The sequence below is a fragment of the Pelistega sp. MC2 genome (assembly GCF_900099475.1).
In the GTDB taxonomy this organism is placed as follows: domain Bacteria; phylum Pseudomonadota; class Gammaproteobacteria; order Burkholderiales; family Burkholderiaceae_B; genus Taylorella; species Taylorella indica.
Genome location: NZ_LT628273.1, coordinates 43,210 through 63,441 on the forward strand (window position 1 = coordinate 43,210; position 20,232 = coordinate 63,441).

At 46.4% G+C, this 20,232-nt stretch carries 20 protein-coding genes and 3 pseudogenes; 19 read left to right on the plus strand and 4 right to left on the minus strand.

Annotated features, from left to right (window positions below):
• Positions 1-596 precede the first annotated feature (596 nt).
• Positions 597-707 (minus strand): annotated as a pseudogene (locus BQ4443_RS12725) (hypothetical protein); the annotation flags it as partial.
• Between BQ4443_RS12725 and BQ4443_RS12730 the strand changes: the two are divergent.
• The 3 genes and pseudogenes from BQ4443_RS12730 to BQ4443_RS12720 all read left to right on the plus strand — a co-directional run.
• Positions 656-997 (plus strand): annotated as a pseudogene (locus BQ4443_RS12730) (OmpA family protein); the annotation flags it as partial. The pseudogenes BQ4443_RS12725 and BQ4443_RS12730 overlap by 52 nt on opposite strands.
• 103 nt (positions 998-1,100) lie before the next feature.
• Positions 1,101-2,606, plus strand: coding sequence for a VCBS domain-containing protein (locus BQ4443_RS00260; RefSeq protein ID WP_071057724.1), 1,506 nt, complete (start codon positions 1,101-1,103; stop codon positions 2,604-2,606).
• Positions 2,607-2,690: 84 nt separating this feature from the next.
• Positions 2,691-5,399 carry a VCBS domain-containing protein gene (locus BQ4443_RS12720; RefSeq protein WP_176752436.1) on the plus strand — a complete coding sequence of 903 codons (2,709 nt, stop codon included), beginning with the start codon at positions 2,691-2,693 and terminating at the stop codon, positions 5,397-5,399.
• Positions 5,400-5,827: 428 nt separating this feature from the next.
• Here the strand turns inward: BQ4443_RS12720 and BQ4443_RS00270 are convergent, their stop codons facing one another.
• Complete coding sequence (locus tag BQ4443_RS00270) at positions 5,828-7,168, minus strand: IS66 family transposase (RefSeq protein ID WP_371128768.1); 1,341 nt, start codon at positions 7,166-7,168, stop codon at positions 5,828-5,830.
• Here BQ4443_RS00270 and BQ4443_RS00275 point away from each other — a divergent pair.
• From BQ4443_RS00275 to BQ4443_RS00285, 3 genes and pseudogenes are all read left to right on the plus strand, one after another.
• Positions 7,159-7,884 (plus strand): annotated as a pseudogene (locus tag BQ4443_RS00275) (helix-turn-helix domain-containing protein); the annotation flags it as partial. The gene BQ4443_RS00270 and the pseudogene BQ4443_RS00275 sit on opposite strands and share 10 nt — an antisense overlap.
• Before the next feature lie 216 nt (positions 7,885-8,100).
• Entirely contained in the window at positions 8,101-8,493 is a 393-nt protein-coding gene (gene tnpB / locus BQ4443_RS00280; RefSeq protein WP_023950278.1) for an IS66 family insertion sequence element accessory protein TnpB, read from the plus strand.
• Between the two features lie 86 nt (positions 8,494-8,579).
• Positions 8,580-10,193, plus strand: a complete 1,614-nt coding sequence (locus BQ4443_RS00285) for an IS66 family transposase (RefSeq protein WP_143000511.1) — start codon at positions 8,580-8,582, stop codon at positions 10,191-10,193.
• Between the two features lie 69 nt (positions 10,194-10,262).
• Here BQ4443_RS00285 and BQ4443_RS00290 read toward each other — a convergent pair whose 3' ends face one another.
• Positions 10,263-11,525 carry an ABC transporter transmembrane domain-containing protein gene (locus BQ4443_RS00290; RefSeq protein WP_256330793.1) on the minus strand — a complete coding sequence of 421 codons (1,263 nt, stop codon included), beginning with the start codon at positions 11,523-11,525 and terminating at the stop codon, positions 10,263-10,265.
• A 16-nt stretch (positions 11,526-11,541) separates the two neighbouring features.
• Positions 11,542-12,735, minus strand: coding sequence for a TolC family protein (locus tag BQ4443_RS00295; RefSeq protein ID WP_176752437.1), 1,194 nt, complete (start codon positions 12,733-12,735; stop codon positions 11,542-11,544).
• Between the two features lie 285 nt (positions 12,736-13,020).
• On the opposite strand from BQ4443_RS00295, the gene BQ4443_RS00300 reads away from it, so the two are divergent.
• From BQ4443_RS00300 to secY, 13 genes are all read left to right on the plus strand, one after another.
• Positions 13,021-13,620: a hypothetical protein gene (locus BQ4443_RS00300; RefSeq protein WP_071057726.1), complete on the plus strand. Its 600-nt coding sequence runs from the start codon at positions 13,021-13,023 to the stop codon at positions 13,618-13,620.
• Entirely contained in the window at positions 13,596-14,453 is an 858-nt protein-coding gene (locus BQ4443_RS00305) for an IS3 family transposase (RefSeq protein WP_256330839.1), read from the plus strand. The genes BQ4443_RS00300 and BQ4443_RS00305 overlap by 25 nt, the downstream gene beginning before the upstream one ends.
• Before the next feature lie 333 nt (positions 14,454-14,786).
• Positions 14,787-15,155: a 50S ribosomal protein L14 gene (gene rplN, locus BQ4443_RS00310; protein ID WP_023949378.1), complete on the plus strand. Its 369-nt coding sequence runs from the start codon at positions 14,787-14,789 to the stop codon at positions 15,153-15,155.
• A gap of 10 nt (positions 15,156-15,165) precedes the next feature.
• Positions 15,166-15,486, plus strand: coding sequence for a 50S ribosomal protein L24 (gene rplX, locus BQ4443_RS00315; protein ID WP_023949376.1), 321 nt, complete (start codon positions 15,166-15,168; stop codon positions 15,484-15,486).
• A gap of 14 nt (positions 15,487-15,500) precedes the next feature.
• Positions 15,501-16,040, plus strand: coding sequence for a 50S ribosomal protein L5 (gene rplE / locus BQ4443_RS00320; protein WP_023949374.1), 540 nt, complete (start codon positions 15,501-15,503; stop codon positions 16,038-16,040).
• A gap of 11 nt (positions 16,041-16,051) precedes the next feature.
• On the plus strand, positions 16,052-16,357 hold the full coding sequence (gene rpsN, locus BQ4443_RS00325) for a 30S ribosomal protein S14 (RefSeq protein WP_023949373.1): 306 nt from the start codon (positions 16,052-16,054) through the stop codon (positions 16,355-16,357).
• A gap of 10 nt (positions 16,358-16,367) precedes the next feature.
• Positions 16,368-16,763: a 30S ribosomal protein S8 gene (gene rpsH / locus BQ4443_RS00330; protein WP_071057727.1), complete on the plus strand. Its 396-nt coding sequence runs from the start codon at positions 16,368-16,370 to the stop codon at positions 16,761-16,763.
• Between the two features lie 11 nt (positions 16,764-16,774).
• The gene (gene rplF / locus BQ4443_RS00335) at positions 16,775-17,308 is read left to right on the plus strand and encodes a 50S ribosomal protein L6 (RefSeq protein WP_023949368.1); all 534 of its coding nucleotides are present in this window, start codon (positions 16,775-16,777) and stop codon (positions 17,306-17,308) included.
• 21 nt (positions 17,309-17,329) lie between these two features.
• On the plus strand, positions 17,330-17,695 hold the full coding sequence (rplR, locus tag BQ4443_RS00340; RefSeq protein WP_023949366.1) for a 50S ribosomal protein L18: 366 nt from the start codon (positions 17,330-17,332) through the stop codon (positions 17,693-17,695).
• A gap of 14 nt (positions 17,696-17,709) precedes the next feature.
• Positions 17,710-18,231 (plus strand): 30S ribosomal protein S5, encoded by a 522-nt coding sequence (rpsE, locus tag BQ4443_RS00345; RefSeq protein WP_023949364.1) that lies wholly within the window; start codon positions 17,710-17,712, stop codon positions 18,229-18,231.
• A gap of 4 nt (positions 18,232-18,235) precedes the next feature.
• Positions 18,236-18,421, plus strand: a complete 186-nt coding sequence (gene rpmD, locus BQ4443_RS00350; RefSeq protein ID WP_023949362.1) for a 50S ribosomal protein L30 — start codon at positions 18,236-18,238, stop codon at positions 18,419-18,421.
• Positions 18,422-18,431: 10 nt separating this feature from the next.
• Positions 18,432-18,872: a 50S ribosomal protein L15 gene (gene rplO, locus BQ4443_RS00355; RefSeq protein ID WP_023949361.1), complete on the plus strand. Its 441-nt coding sequence runs from the start codon at positions 18,432-18,434 to the stop codon at positions 18,870-18,872.
• Positions 18,873-18,887: 15 nt separating this feature from the next.
• The gene (secY, locus tag BQ4443_RS00360; protein ID WP_023949359.1) at positions 18,888-20,231 is read left to right on the plus strand and encodes a preprotein translocase subunit SecY; all 1,344 of its coding nucleotides are present in this window, start codon (positions 18,888-18,890) and stop codon (positions 20,229-20,231) included.
• Position 20,232: the final 1 nt, after the last annotated feature.

Below are 20,232 nucleotides of genomic sequence, written 5' to 3' on the forward strand. Positions count from 1 at the left end.
ACCAGCATGGTTAATGGAGTGGTGAGGAGTGAGTGTTATGAAAAATTTAGTACTTAAGTTGGGCACCTATGCAGTTGTTGCTGCAACGCTGGCAGGTTGTGTCGTAGGTGGCTTGGGTGGTGGCCAAGATGGGGAGGATGGTCGCGCTGCGGAGCGTTGGCGTACGTATAAGAGTGGAGCGGTTACTGCGCCTGCTGAAAACGCTGCTAGCGTGGTGTTTTTGCGCGAAGAGGGTTCGCTGACTGGTCAAGCCGTTAACATCTTTGTGAATGGTGAGTACTTAACCTCATTGTTACCAGGCGGTTACAAACAGTCGATTGCGTGTGTGGGTAATAACCGATTAACGTCCCAGTTTACGGATGTACGAACACGTTACTTAGAAAAAGAGCGTTCGGGTCAGTACTTCGATATACCTGCCAGGCAGGTAACGTACTTTATGGTGGTGCCGGATGCGTCGGGTGCGGCTACTTTACAGCCACTGGATGCAGCGACCGCTAAGCCGATGATCAATGGCATGAAAGAGCAGGCACACACCTTACCGCGTGTCGATAATCTCGCGGCCTGCGCGCCGCCCGTCGTCAAGCCGTTCCAGACATTTACGCTTGATGCGTCGGCCTTATTCCATTTTGATAAATCCGATTACGCCAATATGTTGCCTGCGGGCAAGTCAGAGATTCAGAACGTGGTGCAGCAGATCCGTGCGAGCAATGCCAATATTGAGCGCATTGCGGTGACTGGTTATACCGACCCTGAGGGTTCAGCCGCGTATAACCAAAAGCTCTCTGAGCGTCGCGCGGCAACCGTTAAGCGGGTGATGGCTGAGAGTGGTCTGGCATCTCAGCACATTGTGGCGGTTGGCCGGGGTGAGACCAATTTAGTGGTGCCTGATTGCCGTCAGCGTTTCCCGAGAGACGCACGCCAACGCACCTTGTGTGACCAGCCTAATCGCCGTGTAGAGATTGAGCTATACGGCTCGATGGCGAATCCGGTTGAGTAATCAGCCACTATTTATATAATCCACACCATTTATTTGCTTCGGTAGGCGCTGACAGTCGCCTACCGAAGTAGGTAGGTATTTGAATGAGTAAGAGGTAGATACCATGAGTTTGAAGCAAATTACCTTACGTATTAATAATAATAAAGAAACAGTAAAAACCGTACAGATTGCAGGCGGTAAAGGCGGGATTGGTTCCCAAGGTCAAGCGGTACACATTCAGGCGCAGGCCAATGTGCACTATCATTTTACCGATGAGGCCACAGGGTATGGTCCAGAAAACATCGCCACCAAGCGTGCAGGCAAAGATTTATACATTGCTTTTGAAGGCGGGGATGTTGAGCAGCCGGATTTAGTCATTGAGGGCTATTACAAAGACAACGGCGAAATCGGTTATGCCGAGGGTAGCAATAATATGCTGATCGGTACGCACGAAAATGGCGATGTGTATCCTTATGTGCCCGAGAGTGCCCAGACATCCGATGCGGTGAGCATGTTGGCGGAAGGCGTGATGGCGGGTCAGGCGCTTGGCGGTGCGACACCGTTTGTGGTGCCCTTATTCTGGTTGCCGTTACTTGCTGCGGGGGTGTTGGGTGCTGCGTTAGCCGGCGGTGGTGGCGGAAGTGGTACACCTGTTCCTCCGCCGGATTATAAGCCAGAGATCAGCGGTCTGACGCCCGCGGCAGACGGTGGTGATGCGATTGTGTATGAGAAAGCCTTGGCTGACGGTTTTGATCCAAGTGCTGATGGTGCGCGTGGCAATGGCACCTTTACGATCAAAAGCCCAGACGGTATTAAGAGTTTAACCATTGGTGGTGTGACATTTATCGCGGATGGTAAGTTGGTCGCAGGTGCTAAGCTTACGACCCCATTTGGTAATGAGTTAATAGTAACCGGTTATGACGCGACGACGGGTGAGGTGCGGTACACGTACACGTTGCTTGGCAATGCGCAGCACCTGGCAGGAGATGGCACCAATGCGCTGTTTGAAAATTTACCAGTGGTGCTAACAGATAACGACGGCGATAAGGTCACGAACACCTTAAGTGTACAGATTGTGGATGACGTGCCGACTGCGAATCCTGATGTGGATAATGTGGCGGCAGATCAGACGGGTCCGGCCACGGGTAATGTGTTGACAGGCGTGGATGTGGCTACTGGTGATGCCAATGCCACGGATGGCGTAGCCGATGTGCCGGGTGCCGATGGTGTGACGGTAGTGGGTGTGGCCAAGGGCGACACGGCTGCCGCGCTGGATCAGCCCGATACCGTGGGTGTGGCGCTTGAGGGTGAATACGGTACCTTGACGTTGCATGCGGATGGGTCGTATAGCTATGAGCGCAAGGCGGGCACGGCTGGTGGCGGGAACGATGTGTTCACGTACACGATTAAAGACGGTGATGGTGATCTGGCGCATACGACGCTGACGATCAGCATTGGTAATACGCCGCCGGTGGTGGGTGATCCGAATGAGCCGAGTACGGCAAATGTGACCTTGTTGGTGGATGAGAAGGGTCTGCCACCGCGCACGGACGAACCGGGTGGTTCGGGCGAGATGACCGATGGCGATGGTGGCAATAACACTGACCCGAGCGAAGAGGCGACGGGTTAGGTGGTGTTCACGAGTAGGGATGGCCTTGCGTCGGTAGTGCTGGGCGGTGAGACACTGGGCACGGATTCGTCTAGCCCGACGACGGTGTTAGATGATGATACGGGTACGCTAACGGCGTACTACGAGTACAACGCCACAACGGGTGAGGGTACGGTGTATTACCGTTATGTGTTAAAGGACAACGTGGCGCATGTCAATGCTAACGATGAGAAACTGAACTTGCCGGTGTTGACGTTGACCGTGACAGACTTGGACGGTGAGACGGCCGAGGGCAAATTGACGGTCACGGTGGTGGATGATGTGCCGACCGCGAATGCTGACACAAACGAAGTGTCGGAAGACGATACTATTACAGACGGTAACGTATTAGACAACGATATCTTCGGAGCTGATGGTAGTCATCCTGATGGTGCAGTTGTCGGTGTAAAAACAGGTGATGACATTACTACACCTGTGTCAGGCAATATAGGCTCAGATTTAGAAGGCACATATGGTACCCTGAAATTGAATGCGGACGGTAGCTATACTTACATTCCAAATGCAAATGTACAAGCATTGAACACTGGAGTTAGTGAGATAGATCGCTTTGTTTACACTATTCGCGATGCTGATGGTGACCTTTCCACCACAACATTGGAAATTACGGTAACAGGCAGTAATGATGCTCCTACTTTACAGGCAAATATTACTGCAGCCGTGGTATCTGAAGAGGGTCTGGATAAAGGAATCAAAGACGACATTGGCGTTCCGAGTGATGGTAGCGATAGCGCTACGCACGTGCTGGGCACTGGTGCAATCAAGTTTACCGATATTGATTCGAGCGGCACATTCACCTTTCAGTTCACAGCGCCGTTCGGTAACTTCACATCGGGTGGACAGGCTATTGTCTGGGACGTGAGTAAGTCTGGGAAGATCATTGGTAAGGTCAATGGCGATGAAGTCATCAAAGTTGAGACGACTCAAGTTAGTGGAACGGGTCACGACAACGAATATCAGGCTGGCTACAAGGTAACTTTGAGCAAGCCGATCGATCACCCAATATCCAATGTCGAAGATGTGCTCGATCTGAACTTTGGTCTTCAGGTCAAGGATGCTGAAGGTGCTCTGAGCAATGTGCAAACGCTTAAAGTCAGCGTGGAAGATGACAGTCCGCTTGTTTCTAATGTATATGAAACGGTAGCTGTGTCACACACTTTCTATGCCAATGTGATGATCAGTTTGGATCTCTCGGGAAGTATGGGCTGGAGCTCAGAGATCCCAGGAAAGAAACGCATAGAAGTTGCTATGGAGGCTATCAACGCCATGCTTGATACCTATCAGGCACGGGTGGATGCTGCAGGAGCCGGGGAGGTCAAGGTCAACCTGAGCACATTCGGAGAGGATGCGACTCAGCGTACGCCAGGTTGGGTCAGCATTGCAGAAGCCAAGAAAATTCTGAGTGATTTGAAGGTGCCAAATGAAACAACCAACTACAAGGCGGCTTTGAGGGAATTGCTGAACAATTTTGAACAAAGTGAATATGGCAGTAACGCTCCGGTTGAAGAACGTGGTGTCATTAATGTTTCGTATTTCATGAGTGATGGAGAACCGAGTAGTGGTAAGGAGGTAAGTCAAGATCTACAGAGTCAATGGGAAAAGTTATTGAATACTCATAAAGTGAAGTCTTACGCAATCGGCTTTGCTAGCGCATCCGATGCCAAGCGTTATCTGGATCCGATTGCCTACGATGGCACAGTTAGTGTGGATGATAACAACATGACTATTCTGGTTAGGGACATGAGTCAGCTTGACGACATTTTAGTAGGTAGCGTGTCAGAAGCAGGGAAAGTGGAAAGTAGCATTATCAAAACTTCTTTGCTTGGCGTTGTTACAGGTTTTGGTGCCGACGGTGGTTACGTGTCTGAGGTATCTGTGGGTGACAAGAAGTTCAGTAGTACCAAAGCAGGCGTTATCACCGGTTCTGGTGATAGTTGGAGTTATGCTGATGGAGCCCTGACAGTTGAGCTTGATGGTGGTGCTCAGCTTGTGGTACAAATGACTGGCAAAACTTCTAACGGTAAAGTGACCTACAAGCCGCTTACGAGCGTAGACAATCATGATCCGGTGGTATTCGGCTTAACGGTTACGGACAACGATGGAGACTCTATGAGCAATTTAATGGTGATCGATACGTCTGCTTTACCTATTGCCAATGCGACACATCGTGGCGATGTGACGGACGATACGATCAACGGTACAGACGATGCTGACATCATTGACGGCGGTGAAGGGAACGATACGCTCAATGGTGGTGCTGGCAATGACCGTCTGTACGGCGGTGCAGGGAACGACACCCTCAACGGTGGCGCTGGCGATGACTACCTATACGGTGGTCTGGACAACGATACACTCAACGGCGGAGACGGCGATGACTATCTAGTTGGTGGTGCCGGCAAAGACACCCTGACGGGTGGTGCGGGGGCAGACACGTTTGTCTTTGCCGCACTGTTGTTAACAAATGGCAACAACGTGGATACCATTACTGACTTTCAAACGGGTGTTGATAAGATAGCATTAAGCTCATTGTTCTTTGATGGAGGGTTGGTTGCTGCTGATGCTTTGGGAGATCAAGTAGCCTTCGTTAGCAGTGGTACGGACCCAGTGGCAAATGAAGCGAAACCGACGATCCTGTATAACAGCAGCACAGGTGTTTTATCTTACGATGCTGATGGTTCGGTTAGTGGTGACGCAGTGCAGTTTGCCACACTGACTGGTAGTCTGGCGTTGCAAGGTAGCGATTTCATCATCATCTAATCTAGCTCGCACCCAATCCGCCACTGTAACTCAGAGGCGGACTGGGTCAGCAGATAAAGCAGTGTCGCTCAAAGCGCGCTGTCAGCTCTGCTGAGCGTTGATTAAGAAAGCCACAGAGCTTCATTCAAAACCGGGCTCTGTGAGTTTTTGTGTCTATCGGTGTTTAACAGGCATTGACGTTTAACAAAGAGCTAGTCTAACCTGTATTAGTTTCGACTTAATCTGACACAGTTCTTGAAAAAGAGAGAGTTACTCGTTCAAAATAATGGGTGTCTAAACCTTAAATTGAACATAAACAGGGAGTAACTCTCATGCACCATACTACCAATTCAATCATCAAACATAAAGTAGGTTTGTAAGCGTCCGGTGAACTCCGATTGACTTCCGTTTTTAAACGTTCAATGCCCCGATTTTGTCGGGGCATTGTGTTAATTCTTGGTGTCGTTTGGCGCTTGCCAACGATGAGGCAGAAGCTCAGTAATGTCCTTCGCTTTCTGTGTCGGCAATCGTTCCAACACATCCTTAAGGTAAGCATAAGGGTCATGGCCATTGAGCTTAGCCGATTGAATTAACGACATCACCGCAGCCGCACGTCGACCCGCTTTCTCTGAACCTACAAAGAGCCAATTCTTGCGACCAATCGCGAGTGGACGTATCAAATTCTCTACCGCATTATTATCCATCGGCAGTTGAGCGTCTTCCAAGAGGCGCGTCAAGGCAAGCCAATTGTTCAGGCTGTAACGAATGGCTTTGGCGATCGCCGAGTTCGGCGGCACCAGCTCAAACTGACTACGCAACCACCTTTCTAATTGCTTAAGTGCCGGCTCCATGTGGCGTTGTCGATGGGCTAATCGCTCCGGTGGACTTAAGTTCCTGGCCTCGGCCTCGTAGTGATAAAGTCGTTGGATTTGTTGTAAGGCCTGTTCAGCCACTGAGCTGCCGTTGGCTTGGTAAATATCGTGGAATTTGCGACGCGCATGCGCCCAACATCCCCCCTCAATCACTTGCTCATCGGCAAAGAGGGCTTTATAACCGGCGTAATCATCACACATCAGACTACCGCGCCAATCGCCTAAGAATTCGCGGGCATGAGCGCCTGAGCGACCTGGCTTAAAGTCATAAATCACCGCTTTCATCTGCTCATAAGCACCCGGGGCATAGACCCAGAAATAACCACGTTGCGTTTTGCCCTTTTTATGGTGCATGTAAGTGATGGGGGTCTCATCGGCATGCAATACCGAATGCGAGAGCACCTCTTGGCGTAAAGCATCAACGAGCGGTTGTAACTGTGCGCCACAGGTGCCTACCCAATCCGCCAGCGTAGAACGGGCAATGCGTACACCGCTGCGCTCAAAGATGGCTTCTTGACGGTGCAACGGCAGATGGTCAGCATACTTCATGATCAGTACTGTCGCCAGCAGTCCGGTCGTTGCCAACCCCTTATCAATGATGTGAGGAGGTACCGGCGCTTGATTGAGGGTCTTGCAACAATCACACACGTATTTCGGACGAATGTGATTCTCCACGCTAAAAGTACCGGGCACATAATCCAGTTTCTGACTCACCTCATCCCCAAGATGACGCATCTCAGCACCACAACCACAGGTCGTGCTTTCCAACGTATAATGAATATCCACCGAGGGCAATTCCGCCGGCAAACGCATACGAGACGGTGTGCGAGGTGTGTGCTCTTGACCACTCATGGACGTTAATTGCTGACCGATGTTGTCTAACATCGTTTCTAGCTCAGCCANAATACATGTGTTCACCGGACGCTTACGTAGGTTTATTAAATTTAGCCGAAGAACCTAACAATGTGTCGCAGGCATGCAAGATCATGGGTGTATCTCGCGATACTTTTTATCGTTATAAAGAGCTTGTTGATGAAGGCGGGTTAGAGAACTTAATTGATCGAAGTCGTCGAACGCCAAACTTAAAAAATCGTGTAGACGAAAAAACAGAGTCTGCTGTTATCAACTATGCCATTGATTATCCAGCTAACGGTCAAGTCAGAACGAGTAATGAGTTGCGTAAGCAAGGCGTTTTCGTGTCCCCGAGTGGCGTTCGTTCGATTTGGCTACGACATGATCTTGAGAACTTTAACAAACGCTTAAAGGCATTAGAAGATAAGGTTGCTCATGAAGGCATCATTCTCACGGATGAACAAATCGCCGCACTTGAACGTAAAAAGAATGACGATGAAGTCAGTGGCCAGATAGAGACGCATCACCCAGGCTATCTAGGCTCACAAGACACCTTCTATGTTGGTAATCTCAAAGGCGTAGACCGTATTTATCAACAAACGTATATCGATACTTTTACGCGTGTCGCGCATTGCAAATTGTATACAAGCAAGACGCCAATTACAGCGGCGGATTTATTAAACGATCGAGTTTTACCGTTTTATGCAGAACAAGATGTGAGTATCTTGAGAATCTTAACGGATAGAGGAACGGAGTTCTGCGGTAAGGTGGAACACCATGAGTAATTGCGTTGTTGATCGCGTTCAATCGGTCGTTCAACGATCTCATTTAAGCCTTTTAAAGCGGAGTGAGCTTGTTGGAAGCGAATGGCTAAGTTAGCGATTTGCCCCACTGGTGCTAAAGCGCGGTTAGATAAAATGTAAGCGTCCGGTGAATACATGTATTCATTCCTCCTAAATTGCGCGACACTATGGTTTTGTGTATGTTAGGAGAAATCAATGCCGTCTTTAATGCGTATCGAGACCGCCCAACGAGTGGGAATTCAAGAGCAAGCGTCTAGCCTACTGGCACTAGATAGAATCATCCTGGTGAGTGAGGCGACAGATTTACGAGCAGGGATGGATACCTTGCGCACTAAGGCAATTCAGCGCTTTGGTCAGGTGGCACCTCACGAAGCCTATGTGTTTATGAATCGCACGCACACGCTTCTTAAATTACTCATGCACGATGCGATGGGGTCGTGGCTATGTGTTCGTCGACTACATGAAGGACGCTTTCACGGTGCAGGCTCACGGATGAATCCGGCACTGTCAGCAGAACAACTGCAGGCCTTAGCCTTGGGGCTGCCTTGGCATCGTTTAGGTGAAGCCGGTATCTATCGTTATTGTTAGTTTGATCGTGAGCTAAGTGGGGCGATCTTGTCAATTAGGTATTCTCGGGATCGCTTATTTTATCGGCATAAGGCATACTACGTCTTATGCCGAATTCTTTTGCTTTTCTTTCCTCTGATTTATCCCAGTTAACTGCTGAGCAGTTGCGCGAACTCGTGCTGCAACAACAAGCCTTAATTGCTCAACAAGACGCATTGATTGTAAAAAAAGCAGCACAGATGGAAGAAAAGGATCTGGCCTATCGTCGTGTTCTGAGCGCTTACGAACAAGTGAAGATGGAGTTGGCGATCTTAAGACGCATCAACTTTGCTAAACGTAGCGAACAGCTCCCTGACCTACAAGCGAAACTTTTTGAAGATGACGCCCATGAGGATCTGGCTGAGCTAGAAACGATGTTAGACAACATCGGTCAGCAATTAACGTCCATGAGTGGTCAAGAGCACACACCTCGCACACCGTCTCGTATGCGTTTGCCGGCGGAATTGCCCTCGGTGGATATTCATTATACGTTGGAAAGCACGAGCTGTGGTTGTGGTGCTGAGATGCGTCATCTTGGGGATGATGTGAGTCAGAAACTGGATTATGTACCCGGTACTTTTAGCGTGGAGAATCACATTCGTCCGAAATACGTGTGTGATTGTTGCAAGACCCTCAATCAAGCGCCGGTACCTCCTCACATCATTGATAAGGGGTTGGCAACGACCGGACTGCTGGCGACAGTACTCATCATGAAGTATGCTGACCATCTGCCGTTGCACCGTCAAGAAGCCATCTTTGAGCGCAGCGGTGTACGCATTGCCCGTTCTACGCTGGCGGATTGGGTAGGCACCTGTGGCGCACAGTTACAACCGCTCGTTGATGCTTTACGCCAAGAGGTGCTCTCGCATTCGGTATTGCATGCCGATGAGACCCCCATCACTTACATGCACCATAAAAAGGGCAAAACGCAACGTGGTTATTTCTGGGTCTATGCCCCGGGTGCTTATGAGCAGATGAAAGCGGTGATTTATGACTTTAAGCCAGGTCGCTCAGGCGCTCATGCCCGCGAATTCTTAGGCGATTGGCGCGGTAGTCTGATGTGTGATGATTACGCCGGTTATAAAGCCCTCTTTGCCGATGAGCAAGTGATTGAGGGGGGATGTTGGGCGCATGCGCGTCGCAAATTCCACGATATTTACCAAGCCAACGGCAGCTCAGTGGCTGAACAGGCCTTACAACAAATCCAACGACTTTATCACTACGAGGCCGAGGCCAGGAACTTAAGTCCACCGGAGCGATTAGCTCATCGACAACGCCACATGGAGCCGGCACTTAAGCAATTAGAAAGGTGGTTGCGCAGTCAGTTTGAGCTGGTGCCGCCGAACTCGGCGATCGCCAAAGCCATTCGTTACAGCCTGAACAATTGGCTTGCCTTGACGCGCCTCTTGGAAGACGCTCAACTGCCGATGGATAATAATGCGGTAGAGAATTTGATTCGTCCACTCGCGATTGGTCGCAAGAATTGGCTCTTTGTAGGTTCAGAGAAAGCGGGTCGACGTGCGGCTGCGGTGATGTCGTTAATTCAATCGGCTAAGCTCAATGGCCATGACCCTTATGCTTACCTTAAGGATGTGTTGGAACGATTGCCGACACAGAAAGCGAAGGACATTACTGAGCTTCTGCCTCATCGTTGGCAAGCGCCAAACGACACCAAGAATTAACACAATGCCCCGACAAAATCGGGGCATTGAACGTTTAAAAACGGAAGTCAATCGGAGTTCACCGGACGCTTACGATAAAATGACACAGGCGATGATCGCACCCATCGAAATGCGATGGTCAGGGTTTTCTGCATGAACTAAATAAGCACCGAAAAACACCAAAAACACGGTATTTAATTGCTGCATGCCCACGGTAAAGTTCAGCATAAAACTACTGATGCCCTTAACCTTCATACCATAATAAGCAGAGGCCGCAGTAAAGCGATCCCAGCGCTTTTGTGCCCAAGGCGCAGCGTTATTGGCTTTGAGTGTTTCTACACCCTCTACCGCTTCAACGGCTAAACCTTGGCGTTGCGAACCTTCTTTCATTGAAGCAAGGATATAACGGGCTAAAAACGGTTGAATTGTTAAGCCGACAATAACAATAATCGGGATAATGGCTAATGGTATAAAGGCAAGCTGACCACCCACCATATAGATCACGAAAATAAATAATAAGAAAAACGGCAGATCAATGAGCGTTAATATCCCCGCACTGGTCATAAACTCTCTTACCGACTCAAAGTCACGTAGGTTGTTAGCATATGAACCTGATGAAGCAGGGCGTTCGGCCAAACGTAAAGCCATAACCCGCCTAAAGAGCGCTGCACTAATGGTTAAATCGGCTTTTTTGCCAGCCACATCGGTGAGGTAGGCTCGAATTTGCTTAGCGATGAACTCAAATGTAATCGCTAAGACCACCCCAATGGTTAAGACCCAGAGCGTATCATAAGCCTGATTGGGCACGACACGATCATAAACGTTTAAGACATAAAGTGAACTGACGAGCGCAAGCGCGTTAATCAAAATAGAGCTAATCAGCACCTGATTGTAATAACTACGATAGCGCCAAATTACCCGCCAGAACCACGCCTTCGACATATTATATTCGGGTAGGTCGGAACGAAGGTCTTGAGTAATTTTAGGTTTAATAAACCAAGTAAAACCGGTATAGCGTGTCTGTAAGTCCTGGTGAGAGATTTTTTGCTCGGGCGCATCACCTTGGCGGATGGTGTATACACGATTGTCACCTGAGCCCTCGATGGCGCTAATAACAGCTGCTTCTTGTTGGTTGAGTAAAATAACTACCGGTACAGCGAGCGATGGGATTTCCCGTAAAGGGCGTTTAGAAAGGTGATTTTCAAAGCCATGGCTTAATAACACCTCGCGTAAAGAGGATAAATCCACATCGAGTTGTGCATCGCGCACCACGTTGGCAGATAAGGCTGCTTCTGCAACGGGTGAGCCTAATAGGCGCGTCGCGAGCGCCAAATGTTTGATAATATTATTCATACTGATCACTGCTCGATTATAAGTTTTCCGGTAAACCGGCCCAGCTGGCGATTTTGGCTTGTGCAAGCAGATAAGCTAAGGTTGCTGTTCTAAATTGGTTGCGCGCATTGACATAAGTAGACTCAATACGCGACAAATCAGCGTAGGCATCCAGTACTTCTAAGAGACTGCGACGAGAGATTTGGAACTGCTCAGCGTAATTGGCTGCTACTTGCTTTTGCACTTTAATGTGTCGTTCAGAAATTTTGGCCTGATTTTGGCTTTGGCGCATTTCAATTTTTGCCGTTTCAAAACGCTCGGCAATATCTCGCTCGATTTGATCAACGCGCGCATCGGCCGCATACAGTCGTGCCGTGGCGGAATGTGTGTTGTAAGTAGCTGGTCGGTTAAAGAGATCCCACGAAAGGCTTACGGTGAGATTGCGGTCTTGACGTGTGGCTAAGCCCTCTAAGTTAATCTGCGGTTTGGTCGCTGCATCAACCACAGTAATGTCGGCTTCAGCGCTGTCACGCTCTGCTTCTTGGGCCAAGATACTTGGATGACTGTCACGATTAACTTCTTTGTAGCTATTAATAATTTGATCGGCGGTTTGTCCTTTAAAAGGATCCACCAAATCAGCTACCGCTAATTTACTTTCAGTATATAGGTTGAGGCTGCTCATGGTTGTTTGCAATGAACGCTCTAGGTCAATAATTGTTGACTCTGCCCTTAAATAACGTGATTCGGCTTGTGCGTATTCGGACTCGCGACCAATATCGTAAGTTTTAACGATACGTAAATCATTTAGGAATTTTTGATGACGTTTTAAGTCATTACGAGCAACCGCTAAGGCTTCATTTAAATAAATGGCTGTGACATAGTGGTTGGCTATGAGATTGCCTAACTCCTCACGAGTTTCAAAGAATTTGTTAAAGGCAAAGCGCTCTTTTTTCTTATCGCGATCGATGGTGGCTTCAATACCACCCCAGGCGTATAGATTTAATTTACCCTGCAATCCGAAGTCAGTTTTTCGACGATAATCACTCTCATACTCATGGTGACGAGCTAAGTTGTGAGTAGAAATTAAGCTTACCGTCGGATAGTGCAAGGCTTCGGAAGACTTACGGTTTTGTAGCGCTGCATCTTGCTCTGCACGTGCCTCCATCAATTTAGGATCCATCAAGAGGGCAAATTGTAAGACGTCCTCTAAGGGTGTCGCCGCAAAAGACAATGCGCTGTAACTGGTTATGGCCAGAGCGGTCAGAGAGCGCCATAAAGAAGTGCTAAAAGATTTTGTTTTCAAACTCATCATTATCGCCTAAAACTTGTACAGTGCAAATTAGTATACCCAGAATTAAGGGCATGCTTTAACTATTTACGATTTAAGTACTTAGTTTTACTAATGAATTGTTATGTTTATTTACATAGTTGTTGTTTTTATGCGTCGGTATTAGGGTTTTTTCTATATATTACAATAAACCGGTATGGATATTTTGGACACGAAGGAGTCCAACATATGAAGATATCGGTATCTATTAAAGAGCAAGCCTGTGAGAGGCTTTTGCATTTTCATCCTAAAAAAACGATAGCTCGAGAATTAGGGGTTTCAGCCAGCGTTGTTCGGGACTGGAGTTTTTTTGTCAACAAAGGTGACTTTGCTTGGATAAGTGAGCGTAGTGTCCTGACACGTAAAGCACAGCACCATCAAGCGATTTTGTACTGGATAGAGCATTACCCCATAGGTTACAGTGATGTTGCCCGTTTATTTGGCATTCGTCCCTCTGACTTATACACAAAGATTAAACGTTATATCGCACGTAGCCCCTCTGAGCATTTGCCTGATAAAATACGGTTATGGGATTGCCTAAGATGGCATGGGACAGGAGATGCAATGGTTGATAAAGCACGAATTCGTAAAATGGTCAGTGATCGCTTATCCAGAGCTAAGACCAAAGAGCAGCTGGATAAAGAGGTGAATGATATTTTAATTACCTACGAGTGTTTATTCCAAGAGATACTCAGTGATTGCAAGGATGAGGTCAAAAAAAAAGAGTTGCAGCTATATCACGAGCAGCTCAAGCAGGCGTTAGCATCAAGGCTGCCTGCCAAGTATTGAGTATGCCAAGAAGCAGCTATTATGCGGCCAAGTATCCGAGCGAGTCGATGCGACGTGATGAGCAAAAAGCGCAGTGGATAGCACAGATACAACAAGCGTGTTTTTATACGATAGGTCGTCGTCGCATGGGGGTATTGCTTGAGCAAGCCCAAGGCTTAAAATTAGGTCAGTCGCAGATAGGTCGCTTGATGAAGGCGTTCGAACTCAATGCCAAGATACGTCAGCAACGCAAGACGTATCAAAAGAGCCGTCGTGTGCAGATGCAGGGGTTAGCTAGCAATGTACTCAATAGGGACTTTAGCTCGGCAAGCCCAAGGAGTAAGTTGGTCGCTGATGTGACCTATGTACCATACTATGAAGATAATCAATGGCACTGGGGTTACCTATCGTTGATATTGGATTTATACGACCGCTCCATTGTGGCGTGGTGCTATGGTAAACAACACAATCAGCAGTTAGCGTTAAAGACGTTAAAAATACTGAGCTTTAAAGGTGTTGCTCCGCATGCGTTACTGCATAGTGATCAAGGCTCTATTTATACCTCCCAAGCCTTTAGAGAGGAGTTGGCTAGACAAGGGATTGAACAAAGTCTATCGCGTGTAGGTAACTGCCATGACAATGCGGTGATGGAAAGTTTTAATGGCATATTAAAGGTAGAAGGACTGTATAATGAGGCATTTAGTACGGCAAGTACGCCCTGTTTTATTGAACAAAATCAAGCGGTTGAGCGATTTATCGCTTTTTATCACCATCGACGCCCTAGTTCTGTATTGAACAATAAAACGCCGATGGCATTTAATCAACCCTTTTGTTTAACACCTATGGTCTATTGACCATTTTTATCTGTCCAGAAAATTCATACCAGTTCAGTAGTCGTTTTCGGCGTAGGATAAGCTCATTTAGCGTTAGGGAGATTGAACGGAACTTATGTTGCATTTTAAGTAAGTTCAGAATAAATAGTCTTTAAGTACTTGATTTATTACTTGAAAAAGGTTAATATTGAAGCCTTCCTTAGAAAAGGAAGGTAAATAAACAGAATCAATCCCAGAACGGAGCAACTAAATTTTTTAAGTACTACGTTCATACGGGCCCAAAACTGGTTATATGTAAAAGGGAATCATTCGGTTGAATGGTTGTAATGTAACTAAGTTGGAACAGGAATAATCATGATCCAAATGCAAAGCACGCTAGACGTGGCTGACAACACTGGTGCACGCCGAGTTATGTGCATCAAGGTGCTTGGTGGCTCAAAGCGCCGCTATGCTGCTATCGGTGATATTATTAAAGTGAGTATCAAAGATGCAGCTCCTCGCGGACGCGTCAAAAAAGGCGAAGTGTACAATGCAGTAGTCGTGCGTACTGCTAAAGGTGTTCGCCGTAAGGATGGCTCATTAATCCGCTTTGGTGGAAATGCAGCTGTATTGCTAAATGCTAAATTAGAGCCAATTGGTACTCGTATCTTCGGCCCAGTAACACGTGAATTACGTACTGAGCGCTTTATGAAGATTGTTTCATTGGCACCAGAAGTAATCTAAGGGGCAGGCAATGAATAAAATTCGTAAGGGTGACGAGGTTATCGTTATCGCTGGTCGCGACAAAAAGCGTCGTGGTGTTGTTTTAGCTCGTGTTGATGCTGACCACGTATTGGTGGAAGGTGTTAATGTTGCGAAAAAACATCAAAAACCGAATCCAATGACTGGTGCACAAGGCGGTGTTGTTGATAAAACTATGCCGATTCATGTTTCTAATGTGGCTATCTTTAATCCAGCGACAGGTAAAGCTGATCGTGTAGGCATTAAAGAAGTTGACGGTCATAAAGTTCGTGTTTATCGTTCCAACGGTGAAGTCGTTGGCGTTAAAGCTTAAGGAGCAACGTAACAATGGCTCGTTTACAAGATTTATACAACAACAAAATTGCTGGTCAAATTAAAGAGCAGTTTGGTTATAAAAGTGATATGGAAGTGCCTCGCATTACCAAAATCACTTTAAATATGGGTGTGTCAGAAGCTGTTGCTGATAAAAAAGTTATTGAGCACGCTGTATCAGACCTAACTAAAATTGCAGGTCAAAAACCAGTAATTACTAAAACTCGTAAAGCGATTGCGGGTTTTAAAATTCGTGAAAACTATCCTATCGGTTGTATGGTAACTCTACGCGGTCAACGCATGTATGAGTTCTTAGATCGTTTGGTTACTATTGCTTTACCACGTGTACGTGACTTCCGTGGTATTTCAGGTCGTGCTTTTGATGGCCGTGGTAACTACAATGTAGGGGTGAAAGAGCAAATCATTTTCCCTGAAATTGAATACGATAAAATTGATGCATTGCGTGGTCTAAACATCAGCATCACAACAACTGCTAAGACTGACGACGAAGCTAAAGCTTTATTAAAAGCATTTGGTTTCCCGTTTCGTAATTAAGGGGCGATGACGTGGCAAAATTATCACTCATCAATCGTGATATCAAACGTGCTAAATTAGTAGAAAAATTCTCTGCTAAACGTGCAGCACTAGTAGCGATTATCAACGATCAATCAAAATCAGATGAAGAGCGCTATCAAGCGCGCTTGAAGTTACAACAATTACCTCGCAATGCTAACCCAACGCGTGTTCGTAATCGTTGTGTAATCACTGGCCGTCCTCGTGGCGTTTTCAGCAAATTTGGCTTAACTAGACATAAACTACGCGAGATGGCTATGCGTGGTGAAGTGCCTGGTATGACAAAAGCAAGCTGGTAGGAGAAAGAATATGAGCATGAGCGATCCAATCGCAGACATGTTGACTCGTATCCGTAATGGTCAACAAGTTGAAAAAGCTTCAGTATCTATGCCATCCTCAAAGCTTAAAGTGGCTATTGCTACTGTGCTGAAAGAAGAAGGCTATATTGAAAACTTTGAAGTTAAAGGTGACAAGACTAAACCTGAACTTGAAATCGAACTTAAATACTATAAAAACCAACCTGTGATTGAGCGTATCGAGCGCGTATCACGTCCTGGTTTACGTATCTACAAAGGTCGTGCAAGCATTCCTCAGGTAATGAATGGTCTTGGTGTGGCAATTGTGTCTACCTCGCGTGGTGTAATGACTGATCGTAAAGCACGTTCAGTTGGCGTGGGTGGCGAAGTTCTATGCTATGTGGCATAAGGAGGAAGAATATGTCACGTATTGCTAAGAATCCAGTTGTGGTTCCAAGTGGTGTTGAAGTAAAAATTGCTTCAGATAACATCACTGTCAAAGGTCCATTAGGCGAATTAAATCAAGCTTTAACGGGCGATGTAAATGTTAAATTAGAAGACGGTAAAGTTAGTTTTGCTGTTGCTAATGAAACACGTCACGCTAAAGCAATGTCAGGCACTCTACGTGCTCTTGTTAACAACATGGTTGTTGGTGTGAGCAAAGGTTTTGAGCGCCGCTTGAACTTGATCGGTGTGGGTTTCCGTGCTGCAGTTCAGGGTGAGGCTGTTAAGTTAGACTTAGGTTTTTCACATGACATTATTCATGCACTTCCAAAAGGCGTAAAAGCTGAATGTCCAAGCCCAACAGAGATTGTTTTAAAAGGCTTTGATAAACAAGCAGTTGGCCAAGTAGCAGCTAAGATTCGTGCGTATCGTCCACCAGAGCCATACAAAGGCAAAGGTGTTCGTTACTCTGATGAGACTGTTATCATCAAAGAAGTTAAGAAAAAATAATAGCGCAGACAAGGAATTATCATGGACAAGAAATTATCTCGTTTGCGTCGTGCAGTGGCTACTCGCCGCAAGATTGCTCAATTACGTGTGCACCGTTTATCAGTACACCGTACCAATCAGCACATTTACGCGAACATTATTTCGCCTGAAGGCGATAAAGTATTGGTAGCTGCGTCTACTCTTGAAGCAGAAGTGCGCAAAGAGTTGGCTGATAGCAAAACGTCTGGTGGCAATGTTGCTGCTGCTACGATTGTAGGTAAACGTGTTGCTGAGAAAGCTAAAGCAGCTGGTATCGAATCGGTCGCATTTGACCGTTCGGGTTTCCGTTATCATGGCCGTGTTAAAGCGTTGGCAGAAGCTGCGCGTGAAGCCGGTCTACAGTTCTAAGGAAGGATTGTCAAATGGCAAAAGCACAAGCTAAACAAGCCCCTGAGCAAGAGCGCGATGACGGTTTTCGTGAAAAAATGATCGCGGTTAACCGCGTCAGCAAAACAGTAAAAGGTGGTCGCACTATGAGTTTTGCAGCGTTAACCGTGGTTGGCGATGGCGATGGTCGCATCGGCATGGGTAAAGGTAAAGCACGTGAAGTTCCTGTAGCTGTTCAAAAAGCTATGGAACAAGCTCGTCGTGGCATGAAGAAAATTGCTTTAAACAACGGTACTCTACATCACACTGTTGTTGGTAAGCATGGTGCATCAACTGTACTAATTTCTCCAGCGGCAGAAGGTACTGGTGTTATCGCCGGTGGTCCAATGCGTGCTATTTTTGAAGTAATGGGTGTACGTAATGTTGTGGCTAAGAGCTTAGGTTCTAGCAATCCATACAACTTGGTACGTGCTACTCTTAACGGTTTAAACGCTAGCATGACTCCTTCTGAAGTTGCTGCTAAACGCGGTAAAACTGTTGAAGAAATCCTAGGATAAGATCATGGCACAAAAACAAATTAAAGTAACTTTAGTTCGTTCTGTTATTGGTACTAAAAGTGACCATCGTGCAACTGTACGTGGTTTAGGTTTAGGTAAAGTTAATAGCAGCCGAGTGTTACTCGATACACCTGAAGTGCGCGGGATGATCCGTAAAGTGGATTATCTAGTGTCAGTTTCAGAAGCCTAAAGGAATAAAGATGTCTGAAATGCAACTCAACACTTTATCACCAGCTGCAGGTAGTAAGCATGCTAAACGTCGCGTTGGTCGCGGTATTGGTTCAGGCTTAGGTAAAACTGCAGGTCGTGGTCACAAAGGTCAAAAATCACGTTCAGGCGGCTTCCATAAAGTCGGCTTTGAGGGTGGTCAAATGCCTTTACATCGTCGTTTACCGAAACGTGGTTTCACACCTTTAAATCAACACTTATACGAACAAATTCGTTTGTCTGATTTAGAGCGTTTAACTGCTGACGAAATCGACGTTCAAGTATTAAAGCAATCTGGTTTGATCGGTCAAGCGGTTACATTCGTTAAAGTGATTAAATCAGGTGAGTTAACTCGCAAAGTAGCCTTAAAAGGCATTACTGCAACTGCGGGTGCACGTGCTGCGATTGAAGCGGCAGGTGGCTCTCTTGCTTAAAATTAAGGGGTAAATGTGGCTAAAGCGCAGACAACTAGTCAAGGTAGCAGTAAAAAATACGGCGACTTGAAACAGCGTTTAGTGTTCCTATTATTAGCATTGGTTGTGTACCGTTTTGGTACACACATCCCTGTACCGGGTATTAATCCAACAGTGATGGAGCAGTTATTCTCTTCTCAATCTGATGGTATAGTAGGCTTTTTTAATATGTTCTCTGGTGGTGCTTTACAGCGATTCTCAGTATTTGCATTGGGTATCATGCCGTATATTTCGGCATCGATTATTATGCAATTAATGACATCGGTAATTCCTTCATTAGAGGCTCTTAAGAAAGAGGGTGAATCGGGGCGTCGTAAGATTACTCAGTACACTCGTTACGGAACAGTTGTTTTAGCTTCATTGCAGGCCTTTGGTATCGCCTCTACGTTACAGGCGTACATGGCATCATATCCAGGACTAATTTATAGTCCTGGCCCGATGTTTATCTTTACCACAGTAGTTACTTTGGTAACAGGTACGATGTTTGTAATGTGGTTGGGCGAGCAAATTACAGAACGTGGTCTTGGTAATGGTATCTCAATCCTGATTTTTGCAGGTATTGTTGCTGGTTTACCAGCTGCCTTAGCAGGGATGTTCGAATTAGTAAGCCAAAATCAAATTGGTGCGTTTGCAGCGATTGTGATTCTAGCATTAGTAATCTTGGTAACAGCTTTAGTAGTTTTTGTAGAGCGTGGTCAACGCCGTATTACAGTGAACTATGCTAAACGCCAAGTGGGTAATAAGATTTATGGTGGACAAAGTTCTCATCTACCATTGAAGATCAATATGGCTGGTGTTATTCCTCCTATTTTTGCTTCTTCAATTATTTTATTCCCAGCAACTATTGCTAATTGGTTCTCTAAAGCAGGACAAGTTCGTTGGTTAAGTGATTTGTCAGCAGCATTGCAACCAGGTCAGCCGCTTTACATTGCTGTATTTGTAGCGTTAGTTGTGTTCTTCTGCTTCTTCTATACAGCTTTAGTATTTAATAGTCGTGAAACAGCGGACAATCTTAAGAAAAGTGGTGCATTTGTGCCTGGTATTCGTCCAGGTCAACAAACAGCCAAGTATATTGACAAGATTCTTATGCGTTTAACATTAGTTGGCGCAATCTATATCGCTTTAGTGTGCTTAGTACCAGAATTCTTGCGTATGCAATGGCAAAATGTTCCATTTTATTTTGGTGGTACATCACTATTAATTATTGTAGTGGTAACCATGGATTTTATGGCTCAAGTACAAGCGTATATGATGTCGAACCAATATGATTCTTTACTGAAGAAAGCTAATTTCCGCGGTAATAATCTTCCAGCGAGGTAAT